Origin of the sequence: Aliirhizobium wenxiniae (assembly GCF_019511445.1) — a bacterium.
Taxonomy (GTDB): Bacteria; Pseudomonadota; Alphaproteobacteria; order Rhizobiales; family Rhizobiaceae; genus Neorhizobium; species Neorhizobium wenxiniae_A.
Window position 1 is genome coordinate 384,423 of sequence record NZ_JAEUAN010000001.1, and the last position, 21,093, is coordinate 405,515.

Below are 21,093 nucleotides of genomic sequence, written 5' to 3' on the forward strand. Positions count from 1 at the left end.
TTACTCCGCGGCGATTGCGGCCGGCTGGATGCCTGCCAGGTAACGCTCGGCCTCAAGAGCGGCCATGCAGCCCATTCCGGCAGCGGTGATTGCCTGCCGGAAGGTGTCATCGGTCACGTCACCGGCGGCAAAGATGCCGGGAACGTCAGTCGCAGTCGAATCGGGCGCGGTCCAGAGGTAGCCGCCGGCCTTCATCTTGAGCTTGTCCTTGAACAGTTCCGTCGCCGGAGCATGGCCGATTGCAACAAACACGCCGTCGATCGGCTGTTCGGTGATCGCGCCGGTCAGCGTGTTGCGCAGCTTGACGCCTTCCACGGATGGCGGAAGCGGCGGCTTTGCCGGCTTGCCGGTGATCTCGTGGATCTCGGTGTTCCAGAGGACTTTGACATTCGGGCGCTGGAAGAGCCGTTCACGCAGGATTTTTTCCGAGCGGAACTCATCACGGCGATGCACGACGGTGACCGACTTGGCGATATTGGACAGATACAGCGCTTCCTCGACAGCCGAGTTTCCGCCGCCAACGACGATCACGTCCTTGTTGCGATAGAAGAAGCCGTCGCAGGTGGCGCAGGCCGATACACCAAACCCCTGGAAATGCTGTTCGCTTTCGATGCCGAGCCATTTTGCCTTGGCGCCGGTTGAGATGATGATCGTGTCGGCAGTCCAGACCGTGCCGGAATCCGTCTTGATGGTGAAGGGGCGGGCGTTCGTGTCGACTTCGGTGACGAGGTCGTTGACAATCTCTGCGCCTACATGGGTCGCCTGCTTGAGCATCTGTTCCATCAGCCACGGACCCTGGATCGGATCGCCGAAGCCCGGATAATTCTCGACATCGGTGGTGATCATCAACTGGCCACCCTGTTCCATGCCGGCGATCAGAACCGGCTTCAGCATGGCGCGGGCGGCGTAGATGGCGGCGGTGTATCCGGCAGGGCCTGAACCGATGATCAACACTTCCGTGTGACGAGCGGACATGTATATTTCCTTTCGAGTGCGGATCGGAACGACACCCCATATAGGAAGGGCGTTTTCGCTCTGCCGCTTTTTGACTGTCATCTAATGTCGATCCATGCGTCAGTGCAAGGGCAGGCTTGCATTAACAACAGGACAGTTGGTCGCGAACGGATGACCTTAAAGCTGGAATTAGCCTGCAGATGATCGTGCGACCCCAAAAATATCCCCGCGAACCTTGTGGGCAGCCTCTGGTGCGCGGTTCCGCGGGGCTGTATTTGCTTACGCCTTGCGTTAAACGCTGTTTCGATTAAAAGCCATCCCATTCAAAGGGGAATACCGTGCTCCGCGCCGATCTCGATGCCATCGATATAAAGATTCTGAAGGAGCTCCAGCAGGACGGGCGCATGACCAATGTCGAGCTCGCCGAACGCGTCGGTATTTCCGCGCCACCCTGTCTGCGGCGTGTGCGCAAACTGGAAGAAGCTGGTATCATCGAGGGCTATCATGCGCTCCTAAACGGCCAGAAGCTCGGTTATGATCTTACCGCCTTTTGCATGGTGGGCCTGAAGCGCCAGTCGGATGCCGACCTCAAGGGATTCGCATCGACCGTCCAGCAATGGCCGCTGGTACGAGAGGCCTGGATGGTCAACGGAGACAGCGACTTCCTACTGCGCTGTTCGGCCGAAAACCTGACGCAGTTCCAGGACTTCGTCATCGAGGTTCTGACCGCCGATGAGCATGTCGATACCGTGAGGACCATGCTGACGATCCGGCAGGTGAAGCAGCTGGGACTGGTTGAAGTTTAAGACGGCATCGCCTCTCTAATCACGCAAAGATATGCGGTTCAAAGTCCGCGGGTATGGAAATGCTGACGCCCAAGAACACTCTGATTTGTATATTCTCGTATAATATGGGCGCCTCGCTCGAGCGGTGCATACAATCGACGCAGAAAATGTGTGAAGGCTTCGATCTGGCGATCATCGATGATCAGAGCGAAGATCCCGAAACACAATCGGTTCTCGAACGCCATAAAGGCGCCTTCCGCTTTTTTTCCCTTTCGCAAGGAAAGAAAGAAGGGAAAAAGCACGGCAATCTCTACGAGAATATCCAGGCTATGTGCGATCTGGCGATTAGAGAAGGATATGAATATATCTTTCTTGTCCAAGACGACATGCAATTCGTTCGGCCGATGAATGAGGGCATTTGTCAACAGTACACCTCGTTGTTCGAGGCGAGTGAAAATGTATTGCAAGTCGATCCACGTTTTCTGCGCAGAAGCGAACAATACGAAATCCTCGACAAGTTGAAGGCCTACCAATTTGCTGAAGGCGATCTGCGGCGCTCTTATGCCGATGTGGGCATATTGCGTCTATCGATTTTGAAATCTCTGGCTTGGACGTTCCGCGCGAGCGAAGGGGAAAACAAACGGGCGCTCGCCGAAATGGGCTACGTTCGGCTTTTCCCATATTCGCCGGTTATAACCCATGTCCCGTTTCCGGTTACCTTTAGAAACGGCAGAAAGAGGCCGGCGAAATTTCTCTTTCACCGTGGAAAATACTCGTTCCACGAAATGACATCTGAGGAGCAGAGGTCCATGGATAGCCGACCCGTTCAGGCTATACCTTATTTCCGCAAATATCTGCGGCCCAAGAATATGGTGTTCGCCCGCTTGGTCTACGCTCTGGTAACAGATGGATCTGCATTACGCTGAGCGCTATTAAGAAGACGGCTATGGACGGTAAAAGCTCCTGGAACGAAATCTGCGGTTATGTGAAAAGCAAAATCGCCAAAAAAAGCGGAAGGATGGTTGGCCGGATACGGCGGTTGTTCGGTATAACGTATCGTTCTCCGGTGGACGAAACGCAACTCTTTGCGCTGTTAGACGGAAAATCGGTCGCACTTGTGGGCAATGCTCTGAGTTTGTCCGAGAAATCTTACGGACACATGATCGATGCGTGCGATGTGGTTATTCGTTGTAACCGTGCGCCGATGCCCAGCGGAGTTTCCCATGGTACGCGGACCGATTTCATTGCGACAAGCACCGAACTCGATGAAGGTATAATGGTGGAAAAGGGAGCGAGCCATATCCTGTGGATGTCTCCTCCGCGTTACGCTTTGCAAAATTGGATTGTTCGTTCCCAAGGTTTCTTTCTCTATCCCAAGGAACGTCATCAGAAATTGTCTCGCGAAGTTGTACGCCCCACAACAGGTTTGATGGTCATCGATTTGCTCAGCGCATCGTCCTGCCGTTCTGTGCTTCTATTTGGTTTCGATTTCTTCAAGACAGCATCGATTTCAAATGTACAGGCTAAGACCATGATACCTCATGATGGCGGTGCCGAGGAAGAATTCGTTCGGTCTCTCATCGTCAGGGATACGAGATTCCTTCTGAACTGATGGTTAAGCTAGCAGGCAAATTGCCCAGGCGCCTTGTCCGAAGGAAAACATGCAGAAGATTGGCGAATTTTGGGTGCCGGATATCGACGCAGCACCTAGGAGAAGAGCCGTCGCGGTTTCGAGCAGAGAGCCGGGATCCAGATTGCTCATCTAGAGCGCGCGCTGGAATTCGTTCCGGGCCGGATGGTGGCCGTAGACGGCGGCGCAAATATTGGCTCTTGGACCAAAAAGATGGCGCAATCTTTCAAAGCTGTACATAGCTTCGAGCCCAACCCTGATATCTTTGCTTGCCTGGCGCGCAACGTCGAGGAATTCGGGGGGCGATGTTGCGATCGCTTATCCCAAAGGCTTGTCCGATCAGCATGAGTTCGTGTCTATCGGTACCAAAGAAGGTGCTCGGACGGTCACCGGACGAGTCGTAGGCAAGGGGGAAATCGAATGCGTCGCCATCGACAGTCTAAACCTTGGTGACTGCTCCTTCCTGAAGCTTGATCTGGAAAGCTATGGGCATCGTGCACTGGTCGGTGCGACAGAGACCGTCCGTCGCAGTAAGCCCTGGATACTTATCGAGAACAAGCAGACCAATCTCGAAAAGCTTCTTGGAGGAACAAAAGCAGAGAAGTTCCTCAAAAAGGTTGGCTATGAATTGGTCGAAAAAAAATGACGCCAAGCAGATCGACTGTTTGTTTCGTCCGCCGGTCTGAACCGGCGTTGCCACGAACTATCCCTTCGTTTTTTCGGCAATATCCCGAACCTTGTCGAAGAGTTGGCTTGCCCTGATCTTGCAATCGGCGAGGCCCTTTTCGATTTTCCGGATTTCTTCATCCGAGTAGGCTTGATTACCGGTGTCCAACAGTCGTTCGCGTAGAGCGGACAAGTTTACAAGCCTGCTTCTTCCCAACTCGAGATCATTCAATAACGCTTCGATCTTCCATGAGTTCGAGTCGAGTGCCACGAATGGTGTCTGTGTAAACAGGCAAAAACAGATGGAGTGAAAGCGGCCGGTCACATGAAGATAAGCCCGCTTCAGATCTTCGATGAACTCGCTTTCAGTCTTGTTAAACAGGACATTTCTGTAACGTCTGGCAAAACCCCTGGAGTGAATTTGAATATAGGCTTCGCGCATTGCCTTTAGCGGCTCAGGAAGGTGCGGCTTGCTTGCCTTGATCGTCCTTGTGATGGGTAAAAGGCGTGCATCTGGGCGACTCATGGCAATCGCCAAGAGTTCCTTCGAGATTTCTCTAGAAACGGAATCCCCGATCATCAGCAGATCTCTTTTGTCGGGCCGCCCAATAAGCAAGCCCTCCGCAAGCGACAGGTCTGGAACGAAATCAACCTGGCCACCGATTTGCTGACGAACGGATTCTGCACTCCAGGAATCTCGGGTTGCAATCAAAGCCATTTTTTCCAGATATTCGTTCCAGGTCGCCGGATTTTCTTGGTAAAGCGCATTGATTAGTACTACCGGCTTATGGCCACGAGCCGGGTGGTTAACGACCTTAAGGAGCCTCTCTCCGGCTTTTGCGCCGTGATGCAGAGTGCCTTCGCCATTGATGACAACCAAGTCACTTGTTGCCATCGTTGAAAGAAAGTTTCTGTCTTTTTCCCATTCGTTGCGGACCAAGCTACGTGCACAAACGGAGATGCCTCGGCTTGCAAGATTTTCCTCAATGATCCGCATCACCCGGAAGCAGCCAAAATGGTTGTCACCGCGAGTGTCGTTCAATATGACGGCTCTAAGCATATGGACGATACCTTTCGCGATACGGTTTTAACGAGACTCATCAGGGCGACATTTAGGTCGGGTGCTATCGCCGTATCAAGCGATGACCACCTCAAGGCGCTGTTTATTCTCACGGCAATTCGTTTGGATTTTTTGGATTGTTCGGAAGGGCAGCATGAAAATACGAAGGCGTGACGCATGAGACGCGTGTCTGAACGACCACTGTGGCGATCCATAGCGAAGCTGGTCATAGCCGTCTTTGGCGGAAAAACATGGCGGCATGCCCAGGACTGGTTGCCAGGGTTATCGATTGAAATTCCCAAAAGGACGGATGATGCCGGTGAAATTCACTACCGCGGCAAGGTCGTTACACAATTGCTACATCCCTCGGTGCTGAAGGCGGATTTGAGCTCAATAATTTATGTTGTCGGCTCAGGCCCCTCCATAGGAGAGAACGATTTAAGTCTTGCTGAGCCAAAGACCTGCGTTCTTCTAAACGGTGCCATCAAACTGATTGGTGGCCCCATATCGCGGCCTTTGGCTGTGGCAATCGAAGATGAGCGATTTGTATGGCGCCACTTTGATTTGATGCGTGAGAAGATCGCCCAAGAAAACATATGTCTTTTTTCGACCAGTGTAATCCGGGCGATTTGCGAAATCGATAAAAGCTGGCTAATCGAGCGGCGAGTCATCCTGATCGACGATATTCGTAAACCCTACCGCGCAAGGCGCCGAGATGAAGTAGAGATCGCCGGTTTTGATTTTGTCCGTCTGGACGAGGCCAGTTCAGTGGGTATTTCTATGGATCCGCTACGAGGCGTGTTCCAGGGAGGCTCAGTCGTGATCAGTGCGCTTCAGTTCGCAATATATTGCAGGCCGGAAGAAATCGGCTTTTTCGGCATTGATATTTCGAATGCTGGGGATCCTAGATTTTACGAAAAGGCTGGAGACATGGCGAAGAGCGGCCTTGTCGAGGGGCAAAAACGTATCCTCGATCATATCGTGCTCGCCAAGACAGTTTGCCGAGAGGAAAACATCAGGCTTTCGAATTTCTCGAAAATATCGGCTCTCCGACAGTGTGGGCTTGTCTATGACGACCGCTTTGCGCGCCGCGACTGATGTTGCGACCGCATTCAATGTGGGCGGCCATTACTTATCTGATGGCTGGTGGGCGGGAGGCACTCTCATAAACCTCTCCCAGCCGCCGCACTTCGCCCTCGATACTGAAGTTCGCCGCCACGTGATCCAGAGCGTGGGCGCTGGCCGCCTCGCGGCGTGCGTCATCGTCCATGAATGCCGCCGTTGCCGATACCATGGCGTCGAGGGTTGCCGTGATGACTGTGCCGGTTTCTGCTTCACCTGTGATGATCAGTTCCGGAAAAGCGCCGACATCGGTGGCGACGACGGGAACGGCGGTTGCCATGGCTTCGAGTGGGGTGAGGCCAAAACCTTCCCAGCGTTGCGGGGCAACGAAGAGATCGAGCGTGCGGTACCAGTCGTTGATATTGGTGTGTTCGCCGACAAACAGGATGCGGTCGGCAAGGCCGGCCTTGGCGATTTTCTCGATCAACTGCTTTTCATAGTCGACATGCGGACCGGTGGCGCGACCGGCGATAATGGCGGTCCAGTCCGGACGCGTGGGCAGAAGCGCCAACATCGTGTCGACGAAGAGGTCCGTGCCTTTCTGATGGCGCACCCGGCCGAAACAGCCGACGAATTTTTGGGCGGGATCGAGGCCTAGCGCCGCGCGGGCGGCGGCCTTGTCCTGTGGTGGCGAAAAGCGCTTCGTGTCGATGCCGTGCATGACGACGGTGTTTGGCACGTTGAGATAGGTCGCCGTGCGTCCGCTGGTGGCGACGACTGCATCCATCCTGGAGACCAGCCATTTCGTCCAGCCGGTATGGCGGCGTTGTGAGGCCGAGGTGAAGACGATCTTCAACGGCATGCGCAGAATATCGCGCATGAAAATTGCCGGCAGCATTTCGACATTGCGGCGGGCGTGCCAGACACGTGTTTTTCCACTGCGCGGGCGGCGCCACAGGCAAATCAGATCGCGAAAGCGGATATGCGCGATGGTTTCCGGCAGGCCAGGCCCAAGTGCTGCGACCTTGTATCCAAGGGCGCGTTGGACTGGAACCAGCTGGATGATCGTGCTCGTCACGCCGGACAGCCGCCGTTTGAAGTTCGGTGCGATGACCTCCACTTCGCTGATGTCGACGACTGCCGGAATGTGAATGCTATTCTCTTGGCCCTCGGCCACGGCTATCAGCCCCAGGAAACGGAAAGGATTTCGTAGGCCTTGGAGCCGCCTGGAGCGACGACTTCGATCGATTCGCCGGCTTCCTTGCCGATCATCGCGCGGGCGATCGGGGAAGAGATCGAGATACGGCCGGCCTTCACATCGGCTTCCTGGTCGCCGACGATCTGGTAGGTCTTTTCCTCGTCGGTATCTTCGTCGACCAGCTTCACCGTGGCGCCGAATTTGACCTTGGAACCGGACATCTTGGAAAGGTCGATGACTTCCGCGCGGGCGGTCAGATCTTCCAGTTCGGTGATGCGGCCTTCGTTATGGCTCTGTGCTTCCTTGGCAGCATGATACTCGGCGTTTTCCGAAAGGTCGCCATGGGCGCGCGCTTCCGCAATCGCTTCGATGATACGGGGACGCTCCTCCTGCTGTCTCCAGCGCAGCTCTTCCTGCAGCTGGACGAAGCCGTTCTGCGTCATCGGTACCTTTTCAACCATTTTCTTGTCCTTCAGGGGTGTATCCGCGGATGCCGCGAACACAAAAAGAAACAGGTTCCGGAGCGTGAACTTCGGAACCATCGCAGCGTCAAAATGTAGGGTCACTATATCAGAATTTCGATGTCTCTCACGAGGAATTTCGAAATCATGCCATATCTCCCGCTTCTGCCATGTGATGTGAACCGCGCCCGTTTGTCAATCTCTTGACCATGAGGAAAAGAACATATACAGAACAAATGCTATGAAGAAGTCGCTGAAAGAACGGTTGGCGATCCTTTCGGACGCCGCGAAATATGATGCTTCCTGCGCCTCAAGCGGGACGGTGAAGCGTGATTCGTCTGCAAGCGGCGGGCTGGGTTCGACCGAGGGATCGGGCATTTGCCATGCCTATGCGCCGGATGGGCGATGCATCTCGCTTCTGAAAATCCTGCTCACCAACTTCTGCATCTATGATTGCGCCTATTGCATCAACCGGTCTTCCAGCAATGTGGAACGCGCCCGTTTTACGCCGGAAGAGGTGATCTGGCTGACGCTGGAATTTTACCGCCGCAACTACATCGAGGGGCTGTTTTTATCGTCGGGAATTATTCGCTCGTCGGATCATACGATGGAGGAAATGGTGCGGATTGCCCGTGAGCTTCGCACAGTCCATAATTTTCGTGGCTATATCCATCTCAAGTCTATCCCTGAAGCCTCGGCGCATCTGATCGAGGAAGCCGGGCTTTATGCAGACCGGTTGTCGATCAATATCGAGTTGCCCACCGATGCCGGGATCGGACGATTTGCACCGGAAAAACAGCCGGACAATATTCGCCGTTCGATGGGCAATTTGCGGCTGAAGATCGAGGAGATGGCGGAGCCGACGCTGCAGACGAAAAGACGGAAAAAATTCGCGCCGGCGGGGCAGAGCACCCAGATGATCGTCGGCGCAGATGGCGCCAGTGATACAACCATCCTCGGCACGAGTGCGCGGCTCTATGGAAGCTACGGCCTCAAGCGCGTGTATTATTCGGCTTTCAGTCCCATTCCCGATTCGTCGAAGAATCTGCCGCTGATCAAGCCGCCCTTGATGCGCGAGCATCGCCTCTATCAGGCCGACTGGCTTTATCGCTTTTATGGTTTCGATATCGGCGAAATAACGTCGGGGCGGGAAGGCGGCATGCTGGATCTTGATCTCGACCCAAAGCTTGCATGGGCGTTGTCCCACCGCGAGCGGTTTCCTGTCGACATCAATCGGGCTGATCGGGAGATACTGCTCAGAGTGCCGGGTTTCGGCACCAAGACAGTCAAGGGTATTGTCTCATCGCGGCGTTTTCGCAGGCTGAGGCTCGATGATCTGAAGCGGCTTGGCGTGTCGCTCAGGAAGGTACAGCCGTTTATCGTCTGTGATGGCTGGACGCCGCACCGACTGGTCGATCGATCGGATCTTCGGGCCATGTTTCAACCCAAGCCGGAGCAACTGTCGCTATTATGATGTTTCGCTATTCCTTGCGGGGGCGGGGCGATGTCAACGAGTGGCGGGAGGCCGCCCGTGGTTTCATGATGGCCGGTATCGCTCCGGAATATATTGAATGGCGGACGATGGATGATGCCGACGGCCTGTTCGGCTTCGACGACAACCGGCTGCCGCAGCCGGCAGATCCTCCACCGAAAATCTCTGTGCAGCCCTCGTTCATCAAGCTGGCGGAGGCGGTTGTCTGTCATTCCGATCCGACGCGGTTTGCGCTTCTCTACCGGCTGCTGTTCAGGCTCTTCCATTCGCGTGGCCTGCTGAACATGGCGTCCGACCCTGATGTGACAGCGGCCCGGCGGTTGGCGAAATCGGTCGGGCGCGACTATCACAAGATGACGGCCTTCGTGCGGTTCAAGGAGTTGCCGCTGCCGGAGGGGGACGTCGGGCGACGGCGTTTCGTGTCGTGGTTCGAGCCCGATCATTTCATCGTTGCCCGCGTGGCGCCATTTTTTCAGCGGCGATTTACCGATATGGACTGGCTGATCGTCACGCCGAAAGGGTCTGCGTCCTGGGATGGCGAGACGCTGAGGACAAGCGACGATCCGGCCCCAAAGCCAGATCTTCGCGACGACACCGACGATCTCTGGCGCACTTATTACTCTTCCATCTTCAATCCGGCGCGGCTGAAGGTGAAGATGATGACGACCGAGATGCCGAAGAAATACTGGAAAAACCTGCCGGAGGCGGAGCTCATTCCGGGCATGATCGCCAAGGCCGAGGCGAGCGTTCTGGAAATGGCGGCACGGCAGGCAAGCGAGCCACTGCCTTATCACCACCGCATCCAGGAGGCGGCTTCCAAGGTTCCTGTGGCACCGCGTCCCGCAGCAGGTACGCTCGCTGGCGTGCGGGAGGAAGCGCGCCATTGCACCCGCTGCGATATCCATTGCCTTGCCACCCAGACGGTGTTTGGCGAGGGGCCGGCGGATGCTCAAGTGATGGTGATCGGCGAGCAGCCGGGGGATCAGGAAGATCTGGCAGGACGGCCATTCGTCGGGCCGGCGGGGCAATTGTTCAACGACACGCTGAAGGCGGTCGGTATCGAGCGCGACCAGCTCTACATCACCAATGCGGTGAAGCACTTCAAATACCAGCCGCGCGGCAAGCGGCGCATCCACCAGAAGCCGAATATGGGGGAGATCCGACAATGTCGTTGGTGGTTGACCCAGGAAATAGAACTGGTGAAGCCCAGGTTGATCGTGGCGATGGGGGCGTCGGCATTGTTTGCGCTGACCGACATGCGACAGAAGCTCGACGATGTCAGAAGTGAACCGATCGCGATGGAGGGGGGCAAGACGCTGTTCGTGACCGTTCACCCGTCCTATCTGCTACGCATTCCAGACGAGGGGCAAAGGCGCGATGAGCTTATGCGTTTCCGCGAGGATCTGGCGGCTGTGCAGCGGCTGATGTGAGTGCCAAACGGTTATGCACAGGGCAATGCTGCGCTGCAGTATCATTTCGGAGCGTAGATGGTGCGATGCGAGACAACGGGAACAAAATCCTTCTGCTGTCGCCCTATAACCTTAACGTTTGCAGGGCATGTCGCGAGACAATCGGAAGTTTCCTGCCTAGTTTCGCTGCAGGACCAACCCTTGGAGGTGCCGTCGCATGACGAGGCGCGTCGCAAGTCTGATCATGTCCGTCTACGTCGCATTGGCGATGTGGACCAGCTTGGCCTTGGCGTCACTTCTGATGTGGAAATTCCTCCGGGATGTTTCCGGATGAATGTGGTCCATGATGGGCCATGGCCGCCTTTACGCAAGTGGAGGCGGCCGATCACCGGCTCATCCAGAAGGCAAGCTGTCAATTGACGTAAACGGGATCCTGCGGCAGGTTGGCAGGAATGTAGCTGCCTGCCTCGACACGTGTTTTCACCGTTTCATGCAGCAGTGCGCCATTCGGCACCAGTCGGTAATCCTTCAGCGGAATATAGACCGACCTGCGGTCGCCGCGCTTGCGCCAGGAGTTTTCCGGCACACGTCGCGGCAGATATTCGAGAAGCTTCCAGCCGATATTCATGGAATTGTGCAGGGCAGTCGTCGGGTTCAGTTTCACATATTTGTTGTTACGCTCTCCGAGCACGATGTCGTTGACCGTTTGTGTGCGGTAGAGGAGGCCGGTCTCTTTTGTCTCGCAGATCATCCAGTCTAGCGGGATTTTCACCTGTCCGCTTTCCGCTTCCGGATAGCCGCCGCCGACATCGCCGTGGACGCCGGAAAACCAGACTTCGCGGAAATTCTGCCTGGCCTTGACCTTCTTGAACGGGCTGCCGCGATAATCCTGATCGGGCACCCAGAGCTCCGGCTGGAACATGGTGCGGCGTTCGTCGATGGCGACGGCATGGCGTACATATTCGACGCTCGGGTTTTTCGCCGTGAAGGGATGTGTCTTCATCTGCAGCCAGTGTTTGCCGGGTTCGATCACCGAGGCGACCGTGTCGAACAGGCCGAGCAGTTTTATCGGCGGGCGGCCGGTGCGCAGGGTTCGCTCGTAAAGGCGCATGGAAGCGAAGGCGGAGCGGTTCTCGCCCTCCTGTACCATGTCGCGGTCGATCTCTTCTTGTGCGGGAATGCCCTTGTAGGTGTTGTAGGCGTAATCCAAGAGGTTCAGATGCGTGCGGCTCATGAAACCCAGCGCGTGGATGAAGCCGGCGAGCACACGGGCGGTATAGGCGCCACGGCTGAAGCCGAAGATGTAGATGCGGTCGCGATCCTTGTAGCTGCCGCTATCGTCCTTGGTGCCGGGGTCGTAGTTTTCGATCAGGAAACGGTAGGCCTCCTTGACGTTCTCATCCATGCCCCAGCCGGTCGCCAGTCCCCAGACCTCGACCGTATCGCGATAGAGCTTTGACCAGGCATTGTTGGCGCCGAATGTGCCGACACCGGGATCGTAATAGACGATCTGCTTGTCCGACCGTTCCAGCGCACCGAACAGCCTCAGGATATTGGTGCGGTCGGCCGAAATTTCGTTCGACGTGCCGTCGAACAGGATGACGATGTTCTTCGACATGAACCTGCTCCGACGAGATGAAAAACGTTAGAATGGCGACGGTGCGGCTGAAGGCAAATACTTCCAAACTATCTGGGCGGTGCAATTGTCTGGAGCGTATCATTCAGCCCCTTCAATTGTCCTCCACTTGAGATGATGGCTTGGTCGATGGTTTTGATCTTCCCGTCAAATTTCTGAAAATTCTCTTGGATGATGCTCAGATCAAGTGCGGGTGCGCTGGATGGATCGTTCGATGATCCGGTAGCCGGCAGTGCAAGCGCAATCTCGTTGACCTGTGTCTTGAGGATGTCGAGTGCGTCGCGGACCTCTTTTATTGCCCTCTTGTTGTCATCAACAGCATTGCCGGCCTTCGATAGCGCTCCGGCAATCGTTTCGATCTTGCCTTCATCTTTGCTCCAAGAAATACTGGAAAAGACCGCCGAACCGCATAGCGCGGCGCCGAAGAAGACAGCTCCAAGCAATGGCACCGTAAGCTGATTTCGCACGATCGCCACGACCGCGGCGAGGAGGAGCAGCGCGCCGATAACCACTGGAGTAAGGCCAAGGATCACATGATAATTGGTCGCTAGCCACGAAGGTTCGGAATTCATGATGCCCTCCATCCGTATAAGCTTAAATGCCAATACTACTATTGGATGAAAGTCAATTTAATCGCTCTCATTTGGTGCATCTGTTCTTCGATCGTTCGCTTTACGTAAAATGATTTTGTATCGTCGGGGTTGGAGATTGTCCCATTTCGGCACGATAACGGCGGGAAATATTACGTCTATCTATGTCTGCGCGTGCGTTCATCCGCTCGGAGTAAGCACCGCAGGGCACCACTTACATGCTGGCAACAAGCAGGATTAACGTGGCGACCTGAAGGTGGTCGCGACCGAAGTCAGGACTGCCTCCAGCCGATCGAAATTCTGTTCGTTGGCGGCTGAGAGGAATTTTTCGATCTCGCGATTTTGCTCCGTGTCTTCGAAGCTCATGCGCCAGGTGAGGCGGGTGCCTTCTGCGTCATCATGGTAGCCGATCTCCAGCCCGAAGGCGTGCTTCGGGCCGTGGTGGAAGGCGGCGATCCGCTCGTCCTGGCGGATCTCCTCGAAGGTCCAGTGATTTTTGAAGTCCGTGTCGCTGGAGGAGGTCATGACGATCACCCATGTGCCGCCGTTGACGAAATCGAAGCGCTCCACGCGATTGGTGAAGCCGTGCGGTCCCCACCATTTTTCGAGTAGGCGGGGATCGGAAAACGCCCTGAAAAGCGTGGCGCGGTCAGTGGCGAAGATGCGCTCGTTCTCGATGATCAGCGAGCGGTTCACAGCATCGGTCATGGTCGGCCTCCGTTTCGGCGTCCGGTATATCTCTCAACCGGGTAAATAGCGGAGGGAAAAAGAGCCGGTCAACTGGATGCTGACCGACTCCGATATCGCTTAGAAATAGGCCTGCAGCGGGCGGACTTCGAGGCTGCCGGCCTTGAGCGCCTTGATCGCCATGGCAGCGGCTTCGGCGCCAGCCATTGTGGTGTAGTAAGGCACCTTCTGCATCAGCGTGGCGCGGCGCAGAGACTTGCTGTCCGAGACCGCCTTGTTGCCGTCCGTCGTGTTGATGACGATCTGAACCTGGCGGTTGCGGATGGCGTCCTCGATATGCGGGCGGCCTTCGAGCACCTTGTTGATCTTCACGGCCTCGATGCCATTGTCGGCAAGGAAGCGCTGGGTGCCGCCGGTGGCGAGAACCTTGAAGCCAATCTCGGTGAGGATCTTGATTGCCGGAAGAACGCGGGTCTTGTCGCTATCGCGGACGGAGACGAAGACCGTGCCTTCACGCGGCAATTCGACGCCGGCGCCGAGCTGGCTCTTGGCGAAGGCCAGCGCGAAATCGGTATCGAGGCCGATGACTTCGCCGGTCGAGCGCATTTCGGGCCCAAGCAGCGTATCGACGCCGGGGAAGCGGGCGAACGGGAAGACGGCTTCCTTGACCGCGATATGCTTCAGGTTGCGCGGGTCGGGCTTCGTGCCGTAGGCCTTGAAGACCGGATCGAGCTTTTCTCCGGCCATGGCGCGGGCGGCGATCTTGGCGATCGGCGCACCGATCGTCTTGGCCACGAAGGGTACCGTACGCGAGGCGCGCGGGTTGACTTCGAGAACGTAGACCGTGCCGTCCTTGATGGCGAACTGGACGTTCATCAGGCCGACAACGTTCAATGCCTTGGCCATGGCCTTGGACTGGCGTTCCAGCTCGTCGATCATCTCGGACGACAGCGTGCGCGGCGGCAGCGAGCAGGCACTGTCACCCGAATGGATACCGGCTTCCTCAATATGTTCCATGATGCCGGCAACGAAGACATCGGTACCATCGCAGAGGCAATCGACGTCCACTTCGATGGCGTTCGACAGATAGCTATCGAAGAGGAGCGGGTTCTTGCCGAGCAGGGTGTTGATCTGGCCGGTCTTGTCGTTCGGGTAACGCTGCTTGATGTCTTCCGGCACCAGTTCCGGAACCGTGTCGAGCAGGTAGGTCTGCAGCTGGCTTTCCTGATGGATGATCTGCATGGCGCGGCCACCCAGAACGTAGGAAGGACGCACGACCAGCGGGAAACCGATTTCGGAAGCCACGGTGCGTGCCTGTTCGACCGAGTAGGCGATGCCGTTGTTCGGCTGCGTCAGGTCGAGCTTCATCAGAAGCTTCTGGAACCGGTCGCGGTCTTCGGCAAGGTCGATCATGTCCGGCGCCGTGCCTAGGATCGGGATACCGTTCTTTTCCAGCGCTTCGGCAAGCTTCAGCGGGGTCTGGCCGCCGAACTGGACGATGACGCCGACAACTTCGCCCTTTTCCTGCTCTGCGCGGAGGATTTCGATGACGTCTTCGGCCGTCAGCGGCTCGAAATAGAGGCGGTCAGAGGTGTCGTAGTCGGTGGAAACCGTTTCCGGGTTGCAGTTGATCATGATCGCTTCATAGCCTGCATCCTTCAGCGCGAAGGCGGCGTGGCAGCAGCAATAGTCGAACTCGATGCCCTGGCCGATACGGTTCGGGCCACCGCCGAGGATGACGACCTTCTTGGCGGCAGAGACTTCGGCTTCCGAGCGCAGTTCGCCGACGAAAGGCGTCTCATAGGTCGAGTACATGTAGGCGGTGGGCGAAGCGAATTCGGCAGCGCAGGTGTCGATGCGCTTGAAGACCGGCTTGACGTTCAAGGAGTTGCGCAGTTCGGCAACTTCCTTCGGGCGCTTGTGGGTCAGCGAGGCGAGGCGGGCGTCGGAGAAGCCCATGGCCTTCAGCATGCGCAGGTTTTCCGCATCGGTCGGCAGGCCGTGTTCGCGCACGCGCTCTTCCATGTCGACGATCGCCTTGAACTGGGCGATGAACCACGGATCGATCTTGCAGCTTTCGTGAACGTCGGCTTCCGACATGCCGAGGCGCAGCGCCTGGGCAACCTGACGCAGGCGGTCCGGCGTCGGTGTGCCGATCGCAGCGCGGATGGCGTTGTGCTTGTCTTCGCCGTCGTCGTAACCGGGGATTTCGATCTCGTCGAGGCCGGTCAGGCCCGTTTCCATGCCGCGCAGAGCCTTCTGCAGCGATTCAGCAAAGGTGCGGCCGATCGCCATGACTTCACCGACCGACTTCATCGCGGTGGTCAGGACCGGCGAGGCGCCCGGGAACTTTTCGAAGGCGAAGCGCGGAATCTTGGTGACGACGTAGTCGATCGACGGTTCGAACGAGGCAGGCGTTGCGCCACCGGTGATGTCGTTGTCCAATTCGTCCAGCGTGTAGCCGATGGCAAGCTTGGCCGCGACCTTGGCGATCGGGAAGCCGGTGGCCTTCGAAGCCAGTGCCGACGAGCGCGAGACGCGCGGGTTCATTTCGATGACGACGAGGCGGCCGTCAGCGGGGTTGACAGCGAACTGGACGTTCGAGCCGCCGGTTTCAACGCCGATCTCGCGCAGGACCGCGATCGAGGCGTTACGCATGATCTGGTATTCCTTGTCGGTCAGCGTCAGGGCCGGCGCGACGGTGATCGAATCGCCCGTATGGACGCCCATCGGATCGATGTTTTCGATCGAGCAGATGATGATGCAGTTATCCGCCTTATCGCGGATGACTTCCATCTCGTATTCCTTCCAGCCGAGAACCGATTCTTCGATCAGCACTTCGGTGGTCGGGGAGGCGTCGAGGCCGGAGCCGACGATCTCGAAGAATTCCGAGCGGTTATAGGCAATGCCGCCGCCGGTGCCGCCGAGCGTGAACGACGGGCGGATGATGGCGGGCAGGCCGACGACATCGAGCGCCTGTGCGCCGATTGCCATGGCATGCGCCATGTAGCGCTGCTTGCGGTCGCTTTCACCGAGGTTCCACTGGTTTTCCAGTGTGTCGAGTGCCTTGTCGAGTTCGGCGCCGGACAGCTTGCCCTTCAGTTCTGCGCGGGCGGCTTCGTGCTTCTTGCGATCGGCGTCCTTGATCTCGGTGGCGTTGGCAAGCATCGACTTCGGCGTTTCAAGGCCGATCTTGGCCATCGCCTCGCGGAACAGTGCGCGGTCTTCGGCCTTGTCGATGGCCTCCGGCTTGGCGCCGATCATTTCGACATTGTAGCGGTCGAGAACGCCCATGCGCTTCAGGGAAAGCGCGGTGTTGAGCGCCGTCTGGCCGCCCATGGTCGGCAGAAGCGCGTCCGGGCGTTCCTTGGCGATGATCTTTGCCACGACTTCCGGGGTGATCGGCTCAACGTAGGTTGCGTCGGCAAGGCCCGGATCGGTCATGATCGTTGCCGGGTTGGAGTTGACCAGAATGACCCGGTAACCCTCTTCCTTCAGCGCCTTGCAGGCCTGAGTGCCGGAATAGTCGAATTCACATGCCTGGCCGATAACGATCGGACCCGCGCCGATGATGAGGATCGATTTCAGGTCTTGGCGCTTTGGCATGGTCTCTATCCGCTCTTTAGTCTGCGCGAAAAACCGGCACGGGGCATAGAAGCTCCGGTCGGGTCACGTGCGCATCATTTTTCTGGCTAGACGCGGCTTATAGGCAAATGTGGAGCCTATGAGAACCCCATAAATCGGCAAATCGACAGGAAACATGGCGGATTGTCTGCAGGCGTATAATTAATCGTTAACTGCTGGGGAATACTTGGATTGTCGGGGTGTTTTCAGTTTCTATGAGTTATTCTTGGCTGGGGGCTGAGTCATGTTTAGTAGAAATCCTGGTTCAATTCTTTTGGCTATCGCCAAAAGGGTGTTTTTTCGTATGCGATCGGACTGTTATTTCTATATGATAACATTCTTGTATACGTTGATTGCAATATGTCTTGCATGGAGTGATAGCTCGTTTCCCATGCTGTCGCACGCTCTATACTTCGACCAATGGACGAAGCTTTTTCTTTTCATCATGCCGATGGCTGCGATCATTTTCGATTTTACGCTGGTGATCCACCGCTTTGATCGCCGCCGCCTTTTGGCGCTCCGGCGCGTCTTTTCGCCCAAGCGGATCGCCGGCCTTGTTTCCGGAGTATTGTTGCTGGGAGTGCTGATGTTCTTCCAGGGCAGCTTTACGTCCATCAAAAACATGCTGCCGGTCCTGCGCGGCGGTTTTCTGGTCGATCGTGAGCAGGCCGATTTCGATGCCTGGCTGCACTTCGGTACCGATCCCTGGATCTGGCTCCACTCGTTCATGGCGCGCGACTGGGTCCGTCTCGTCATCGATTTCAACTATGGTATTGTTTGGTTTATCCTGTGTTTCGGGGCGCTTTTCTTCGTCGCGACATCGCCGTCTGCCGATGGTATCCGCAAGCGCTATCTGTTGATGTTTGCCTTCGTCTGGATCGGCTGCGGCAATATCCTGGCAGGACTGTTTCTTTCGGCGGGACCGGTCTTCTATGGCGAAGTCGTCGGAGATCATGCGCGCTTTGCTGATCTGGTCGCATTCCTGAACCGTAGCCAAGGGGCGAATTCGGCGGCGGCTTATCAGGCCTATCTATGGGATCTTCATGAAAGCGGCGACACCGGTTTCGGTAGCGGCATATCCGCCTTTCCCAGCATCCATGTCGGGTTGATCACGCTCAATGCCCTGTTTCTGAATGAATATTCTCGACGTCTGGGCGCTGCGGCCTTCGCTTATGTCGCGTGTATCCAGATCAGTTCGGTCTATCTCGGCTGGCATTACGCCATCGATGGCTATGTCTCTATGGCTGTGGTTGTGGCCGCCTTTTATGGAACGGCGGCAGTCTCGCGATATTGGTCGCAGCGGACACGTGCCGAGCCAATTACCGTGTCGGTGCCGGCCTCTTCATAGAAAGAGGCCGCGATCCGATGGAGCGTGACGCTTAACCGTACCGCTTGCGCCAAAGCTGTCATGGACAATCGAACCGAGCGGTACTATTCCTGCCGTTCATCAAGAATATTTGCGGCGGTGGCATCTGAGACGGCATCCGCTTGCGCGGAGGAATACTCATGGCCGATGCAATATCCAAAACCGCGGCAACGCCGGCGGCGAGTGCCGTCGCAGAAAAAACCGTTCTGCCGATCATTCTGGCGGCAAGTTTCTGCCATATGCTCAACGACATCATGCAATCGATGATTTCGGCGATCTATCCGATGCTGAAGGCAGACTTCCATCTGGACTTCTGGCAGATCGGCATCCTGACGCTGGCTTTCCAGTGCACGGCCTCGCTTTTGCAGCCGGTGATCGGCATCGTCACCGACAAGAGGCCCTATCCCTATTCGCTGCCGATCGGCATGGCATCGACTTTCTTCGGGCTGATCCTGCTTGCCTGGGCGCCGACCTACGCCATACTGGTGATTGCCGCAGGTCTCGTCGGCATCGGGTCGGCCGTATTCCACCCGGAAGCCTCGCGTGTCGCGCGGCTTGCCGCTGGTGGTCGTTACGGTTTCGCGCAGGCGACGTTCCAGGTCGGCGGCAATTTTGGCCAGTCGATCGGGCCGCTGCTCGCCGCCTTTATCATCGTGCCGATGGGGCAGGGCAGCGTCGGCTGGTTTTCCGGCATGGCCCTTCTCGGCATCATCGTGCTCACCTGGATCGCGCGCTGGTACAAGGCGCATATGGCCGCCAACAAGGGAAAGAAGAAGGTTCTCGGTGCCCATAACCTGTCGAAGAACACGGTCGTCATGGCGCTGATCGTGCTGACGATCCTGACATTCTCGAAGAACGCCTATATGGCTTCTATCAGCAGCTATTACACCTTCTTCGCCATCGAGCGTTTCGGCGTTTCGGTGCAGATGTCGCAGATCATGTTGTTCGTGTTCCTCGGTGCCGTCGCGCTCGGCACCGTCGTTGGTGGTCCGATCGGTGATCGGTTCGGCTCGAAAGTGGTGATCTGGGTGTCGATCCTCGGCGTGCTGCCTTTCACGCTCGCCATGCCCTATGCCAACCTTCCGGTCACGATCGTGCTTTCGGCGATCATCGGCTTCATCATGGCCTCGTCCTTCCCGGCGATCATCGTCATGGCGCAGGAACTGGTACCGGGACGTGTGGGCATGATTGCCGGTATCTTCTTCGGTATCGCTTTCGGTGTCGGTGGTATCGCGGCCGCAGTGCTCGGCGTGCTTGCCGATAGCCACGGGATCATCTTCGTCTATGGCGTCTGCTCTTTCCTGCCGGCAATCGGCCTGCTGACGGTGTTTCTCCCCAGCAAGAAACAGCTGCGGGTGGCGTGAGGGCATTTCACCAATCCCTCATCGCCTTTCCTCGCCGTTGCGCTATATTGTCCGTTGTTAATACATAGAGCCGCCGAGGAGTGGGCACGATGGAGTGGAAGGGTCGCCGGCAGTCGGATAATGTCGAGGATCAGCGCGGGGCCTCCATGGGAGGAAGCCCTTTCGGCCGTGGAGGCATGCGTATTCCGATCGGCGGCGGGCGCCGGGGTGGCGGTGGCCTGAGCATCGGCGGCATCGTCGTCGTGCTGATCATCTGCTGGATCACCGGCATCAACCCGCTGACGCTGCTTTCGGGTGGCGATATCGGGTTCGATGGCGGCGGCAGCACACAGCAGCAATCGCAGCCCGGAACCCCTGCCAATGACGAGATGACCGCCTTCGTGCGCACGGTTCTCGCCGACACGGAAGACACATGGAGCGAAATCTTCCAATCTGCAGGCCAGACCTATCAGGATCCGACGCTGGTGCTGTTTTCCGGACAGGTTCGCTCGGCCTGCGGCTTTGCGTCCTCGGCTTCCGGACCATTCTATTGCCCGGGTGACCGAAAGCTTTATCTCGATACGACTTTCTTCAACGAACTCTCGCAGCGTTTCGGTGCATCCGGCGATTTCGCCGAAGCCTATGTGATTGCTCACGAGGTCGGTCATCATGTGCAGAACCTGATCGGCGTGCTGCCGAAATTCAACCAGATGCGCCAGCGGATGAGCGAGGCCGAGGCGAACCAGATGTCGGTGCGGGTGGAGCTGCAGGCGGATTGCTTTGCCGGTGTGTGGGGCAAGCGAACGGACCAGAAGGGGTTTCTCAGCCAGGGTGACCTCGAGGAGGCGCTCAACGCCGCGCAGCAGATCGGCGACGATACGCTGCAGAAACGGACGCAAGGCTATGTCGTGCCGGAAAGCTTCAACCACGGGACGTCGGCTCAGCGGATGCGCTGGTTCAAGCGCGGTTTCGACAGCGGCAACATGAATGCCTGCGATACGTTCTCCGGGGATGTCTAAGAGGCTGCGACCACGCATTTTCACGCAGCAGATTGCACCCTGCCGGGTTGGCCGGCGGGGTTTCATATATGCGGGAGTGGGGCAGGCGTCTTATATAATGGTTTGGTGGTA

Annotated in this window: 19 protein-coding genes; 11 read left to right on the forward strand and 8 right to left on the reverse strand. The window is 57.0% G+C overall.

What is annotated here, in order from left to right:
* On the reverse strand, nt 1–975 hold the full coding sequence (gene trxB / locus JNB91_RS01965) for a thioredoxin-disulfide reductase (RefSeq protein WP_220323822.1): 975 nt from the start codon (nt 973–975) through the stop codon (nt 1–3).
* A gap of 317 nt (nt 976–1,292) precedes the next feature.
* On the opposite strand from trxB, the gene JNB91_RS01970 reads away from it, so the two are divergent.
* The 4 genes from JNB91_RS01970 (at nt 1,293) to JNB91_RS01985 (ending at nt 4,015) form a co-directional block, all read left to right on the forward strand.
* Nucleotides 1,293–1,760 carry an Lrp/AsnC family transcriptional regulator gene (locus JNB91_RS01970; protein WP_220323823.1) on the forward strand — a complete coding sequence of 156 codons (468 nt, stop codon included), beginning with the start codon at nt 1,293–1,295 and terminating at the stop codon, nt 1,758–1,760.
* 53 nt (nt 1,761–1,813) lie between these two features.
* Complete coding sequence (locus JNB91_RS01975) at nt 1,814–2,665, forward strand: hypothetical protein (RefSeq protein WP_220323824.1); 852 nt, start codon at nt 1,814–1,816, stop codon at nt 2,663–2,665.
* 20 nt (nt 2,666–2,685) lie between these two features.
* Entirely contained in the window at nt 2,686–3,351 is a 666-nt protein-coding gene (locus JNB91_RS01980) for a glycosyltransferase family 29 protein (protein ID WP_220323825.1), read from the forward strand.
* A gap of 370 nt (nt 3,352–3,721) precedes the next feature.
* Nucleotides 3,722–4,015, forward strand: a complete 294-nt coding sequence (locus tag JNB91_RS01985; protein WP_220323826.1) for an FkbM family methyltransferase — start codon at nt 3,722–3,724, stop codon at nt 4,013–4,015.
* A gap of 57 nt (nt 4,016–4,072) precedes the next feature.
* Here the strand turns inward: JNB91_RS01985 and JNB91_RS01990 are convergent, their stop codons facing one another.
* Nucleotides 4,073–5,032, reverse strand: coding sequence for a polysaccharide pyruvyl transferase family protein (locus JNB91_RS01990; RefSeq protein WP_220323827.1), 960 nt, complete (start codon nt 5,030–5,032; stop codon nt 4,073–4,075).
* A gap of 18 nt (nt 5,033–5,050) precedes the next feature.
* Between JNB91_RS01990 and JNB91_RS01995 the strand changes: the two genes are divergently transcribed.
* Both JNB91_RS01995 and JNB91_RS02000 read left to right on the forward strand, forming a co-directional pair.
* Nucleotides 5,051–5,269, forward strand: coding sequence for a hypothetical protein (locus tag JNB91_RS01995; protein WP_220323828.1), 219 nt, complete (start codon nt 5,051–5,053; stop codon nt 5,267–5,269).
* A 3-nt stretch (nt 5,270–5,272) separates the two neighbouring features.
* The gene (locus JNB91_RS02000) at nt 5,273–6,193 is read left to right on the forward strand and encodes a glycosyl transferase (RefSeq protein ID WP_222857418.1); all 921 of its coding nucleotides are present in this window, start codon (nt 5,273–5,275) and stop codon (nt 6,191–6,193) included.
* Between the two features lie 34 nt (nt 6,194–6,227).
* Here JNB91_RS02000 and JNB91_RS02005 read toward each other — a convergent pair whose 3' ends face one another.
* Together JNB91_RS02005 and greA are read right to left on the reverse strand one after the other, a co-directional pair.
* A complete protein-coding gene (locus JNB91_RS02005; RefSeq protein ID WP_346269243.1) occupies nt 6,228–7,334 on the reverse strand; it encodes a glycosyltransferase family 4 protein in 1,107 nt (368 codons plus the stop codon).
* A 5-nt stretch (nt 7,335–7,339) separates the two neighbouring features.
* Nucleotides 7,340–7,816 carry a transcription elongation factor GreA gene (gene greA, locus JNB91_RS02010; RefSeq protein WP_220323829.1) on the reverse strand — a complete coding sequence of 159 codons (477 nt, stop codon included), beginning with the start codon at nt 7,814–7,816 and terminating at the stop codon, nt 7,340–7,342.
* A gap of 241 nt (nt 7,817–8,057) precedes the next feature.
* Between greA and JNB91_RS02015 the strand changes: the two genes are divergently transcribed.
* Together JNB91_RS02015 and JNB91_RS02020 are read left to right on the forward strand one after the other, a co-directional pair.
* Nucleotides 8,058–9,290, forward strand: coding sequence for a putative DNA modification/repair radical SAM protein (locus JNB91_RS02015; protein WP_220323830.1), 1,233 nt, complete (start codon nt 8,058–8,060; stop codon nt 9,288–9,290).
* Nucleotides 9,290–10,738, forward strand: coding sequence for a UdgX family uracil-DNA binding protein (locus JNB91_RS02020; protein ID WP_220323831.1), 1,449 nt, complete (start codon nt 9,290–9,292; stop codon nt 10,736–10,738). The genes JNB91_RS02015 and JNB91_RS02020 overlap by 1 nt, the downstream gene beginning before the upstream one ends.
* A gap of 391 nt (nt 10,739–11,129) precedes the next feature.
* On the opposite strand, the gene JNB91_RS02025 is transcribed toward JNB91_RS02020, so the two are convergent.
* The 4 genes from JNB91_RS02025 to carB form a co-directional block, all read right to left on the reverse strand.
* Nucleotides 11,130–12,335 carry a T6SS phospholipase effector Tle1-like catalytic domain-containing protein gene (locus tag JNB91_RS02025; protein WP_220323832.1) on the reverse strand — a complete coding sequence of 402 codons (1,206 nt, stop codon included), beginning with the start codon at nt 12,333–12,335 and terminating at the stop codon, nt 11,130–11,132.
* A gap of 68 nt (nt 12,336–12,403) precedes the next feature.
* Nucleotides 12,404–12,925, reverse strand: a complete 522-nt coding sequence (locus tag JNB91_RS02030) for a hypothetical protein (RefSeq protein ID WP_220323833.1) — start codon at nt 12,923–12,925, stop codon at nt 12,404–12,406.
* 255 nt (nt 12,926–13,180) lie between these two features.
* A complete protein-coding gene (locus JNB91_RS02035) occupies nt 13,181–13,651 on the reverse strand; it encodes an SRPBCC domain-containing protein (protein WP_220323834.1) in 471 nt (156 codons plus the stop codon).
* A gap of 99 nt (nt 13,652–13,750) precedes the next feature.
* Nucleotides 13,751–17,236: a carbamoyl-phosphate synthase large subunit gene (gene carB / locus JNB91_RS02040; RefSeq protein ID WP_220323835.1), complete on the reverse strand. Its 3,486-nt coding sequence runs from the start codon at nt 17,234–17,236 to the stop codon at nt 13,751–13,753.
* A gap of 262 nt (nt 17,237–17,498) precedes the next feature.
* Here carB and JNB91_RS02045 point away from each other — a divergent pair, with 262 nt between their 5' ends.
* From JNB91_RS02045 to ypfJ, 3 genes are all read left to right on the forward strand, one after another.
* A complete protein-coding gene (locus JNB91_RS02045) occupies nt 17,499–18,602 on the forward strand; it encodes a phosphatase PAP2 family protein (protein WP_220323836.1) in 1,104 nt (367 codons plus the stop codon).
* Between the two features lie 158 nt (nt 18,603–18,760).
* The gene (locus JNB91_RS02050; RefSeq protein ID WP_220323837.1) at nt 18,761–19,984 is read left to right on the forward strand and encodes an MFS transporter; all 1,224 of its coding nucleotides are present in this window, start codon (nt 18,761–18,763) and stop codon (nt 19,982–19,984) included.
* Between the two features lie 89 nt (nt 19,985–20,073).
* Nucleotides 20,074–20,982 (forward strand): KPN_02809 family neutral zinc metallopeptidase, encoded by a 909-nt coding sequence (ypfJ, locus tag JNB91_RS02055; protein ID WP_220323838.1) that lies wholly within the window; start codon nt 20,074–20,076, stop codon nt 20,980–20,982.
* Nucleotides 20,983–21,093: the final 111 nt, after the last annotated feature.

Bases quoted from the DNA above. Each gene is read 5' to 3' on its own strand.
- JNB91_RS01995 (WP_220323828.1), top strand. From the start codon at position 5,051: ATGGTTGTCACCGCGAGTGTCGTTCAATATGACGGCTCTAAGCATATG.
- JNB91_RS02050 (WP_220323837.1), top strand. From the start codon at position 18,761: ATGGCCGATGCAATATCCAAAACCGCGGCAACGCCGGCGGCGAGTGCC.
- JNB91_RS02000 (WP_222857418.1), top strand. From the start codon at position 5,273: ATGAGACGCGTGTCTGAACGACCACTGTGGCGATCCATAGCGAAGCTG.
- carB (WP_220323835.1), bottom strand. From the start codon at position 17,236: ATGCCAAAGCGCCAAGACCTGAAATCGATCCTCATCATCGGCGCGGGT.
- JNB91_RS01975 (WP_220323824.1), top strand. From the start codon at position 1,814: ATGGAAATGCTGACGCCCAAGAACACTCTGATTTGTATATTCTCGTAT.
- JNB91_RS02020 (WP_220323831.1), top strand. From the start codon at position 9,290: ATGTTTCGCTATTCCTTGCGGGGGCGGGGCGATGTCAACGAGTGGCGG.
- trxB (WP_220323822.1), bottom strand. From the start codon at position 975: ATGTCCGCTCGTCACACGGAAGTGTTGATCATCGGTTCAGGCCCTGCC.
- JNB91_RS02025 (WP_220323832.1), bottom strand. From the start codon at position 12,335: ATGTCGAAGAACATCGTCATCCTGTTCGACGGCACGTCGAACGAAATT.
- ypfJ (WP_220323838.1), top strand. From the start codon at position 20,074: ATGGAGTGGAAGGGTCGCCGGCAGTCGGATAATGTCGAGGATCAGCGC.
- JNB91_RS02035 (WP_220323834.1), bottom strand. From the start codon at position 13,651: ATGACCGATGCTGTGAACCGCTCGCTGATCATCGAGAACGAGCGCATC.
- JNB91_RS02030 (WP_220323833.1), bottom strand. From the start codon at position 12,925: ATGAATTCCGAACCTTCGTGGCTAGCGACCAATTATCATGTGATCCTT.
- JNB91_RS01980 (WP_220323825.1), top strand. From the start codon at position 2,686: ATGGACGGTAAAAGCTCCTGGAACGAAATCTGCGGTTATGTGAAAAGC.
- JNB91_RS02015 (WP_220323830.1), top strand. From the start codon at position 8,058: ATGAAGAAGTCGCTGAAAGAACGGTTGGCGATCCTTTCGGACGCCGCG.
- JNB91_RS02045 (WP_220323836.1), top strand. From the start codon at position 17,499: ATGTTTAGTAGAAATCCTGGTTCAATTCTTTTGGCTATCGCCAAAAGG.
- greA (WP_220323829.1), bottom strand. From the start codon at position 7,816: ATGGTTGAAAAGGTACCGATGACGCAGAACGGCTTCGTCCAGCTGCAG.
- JNB91_RS01990 (WP_220323827.1), bottom strand. From the start codon at position 5,032: ATGCGGATCATTGAGGAAAATCTTGCAAGCCGAGGCATCTCCGTTTGT.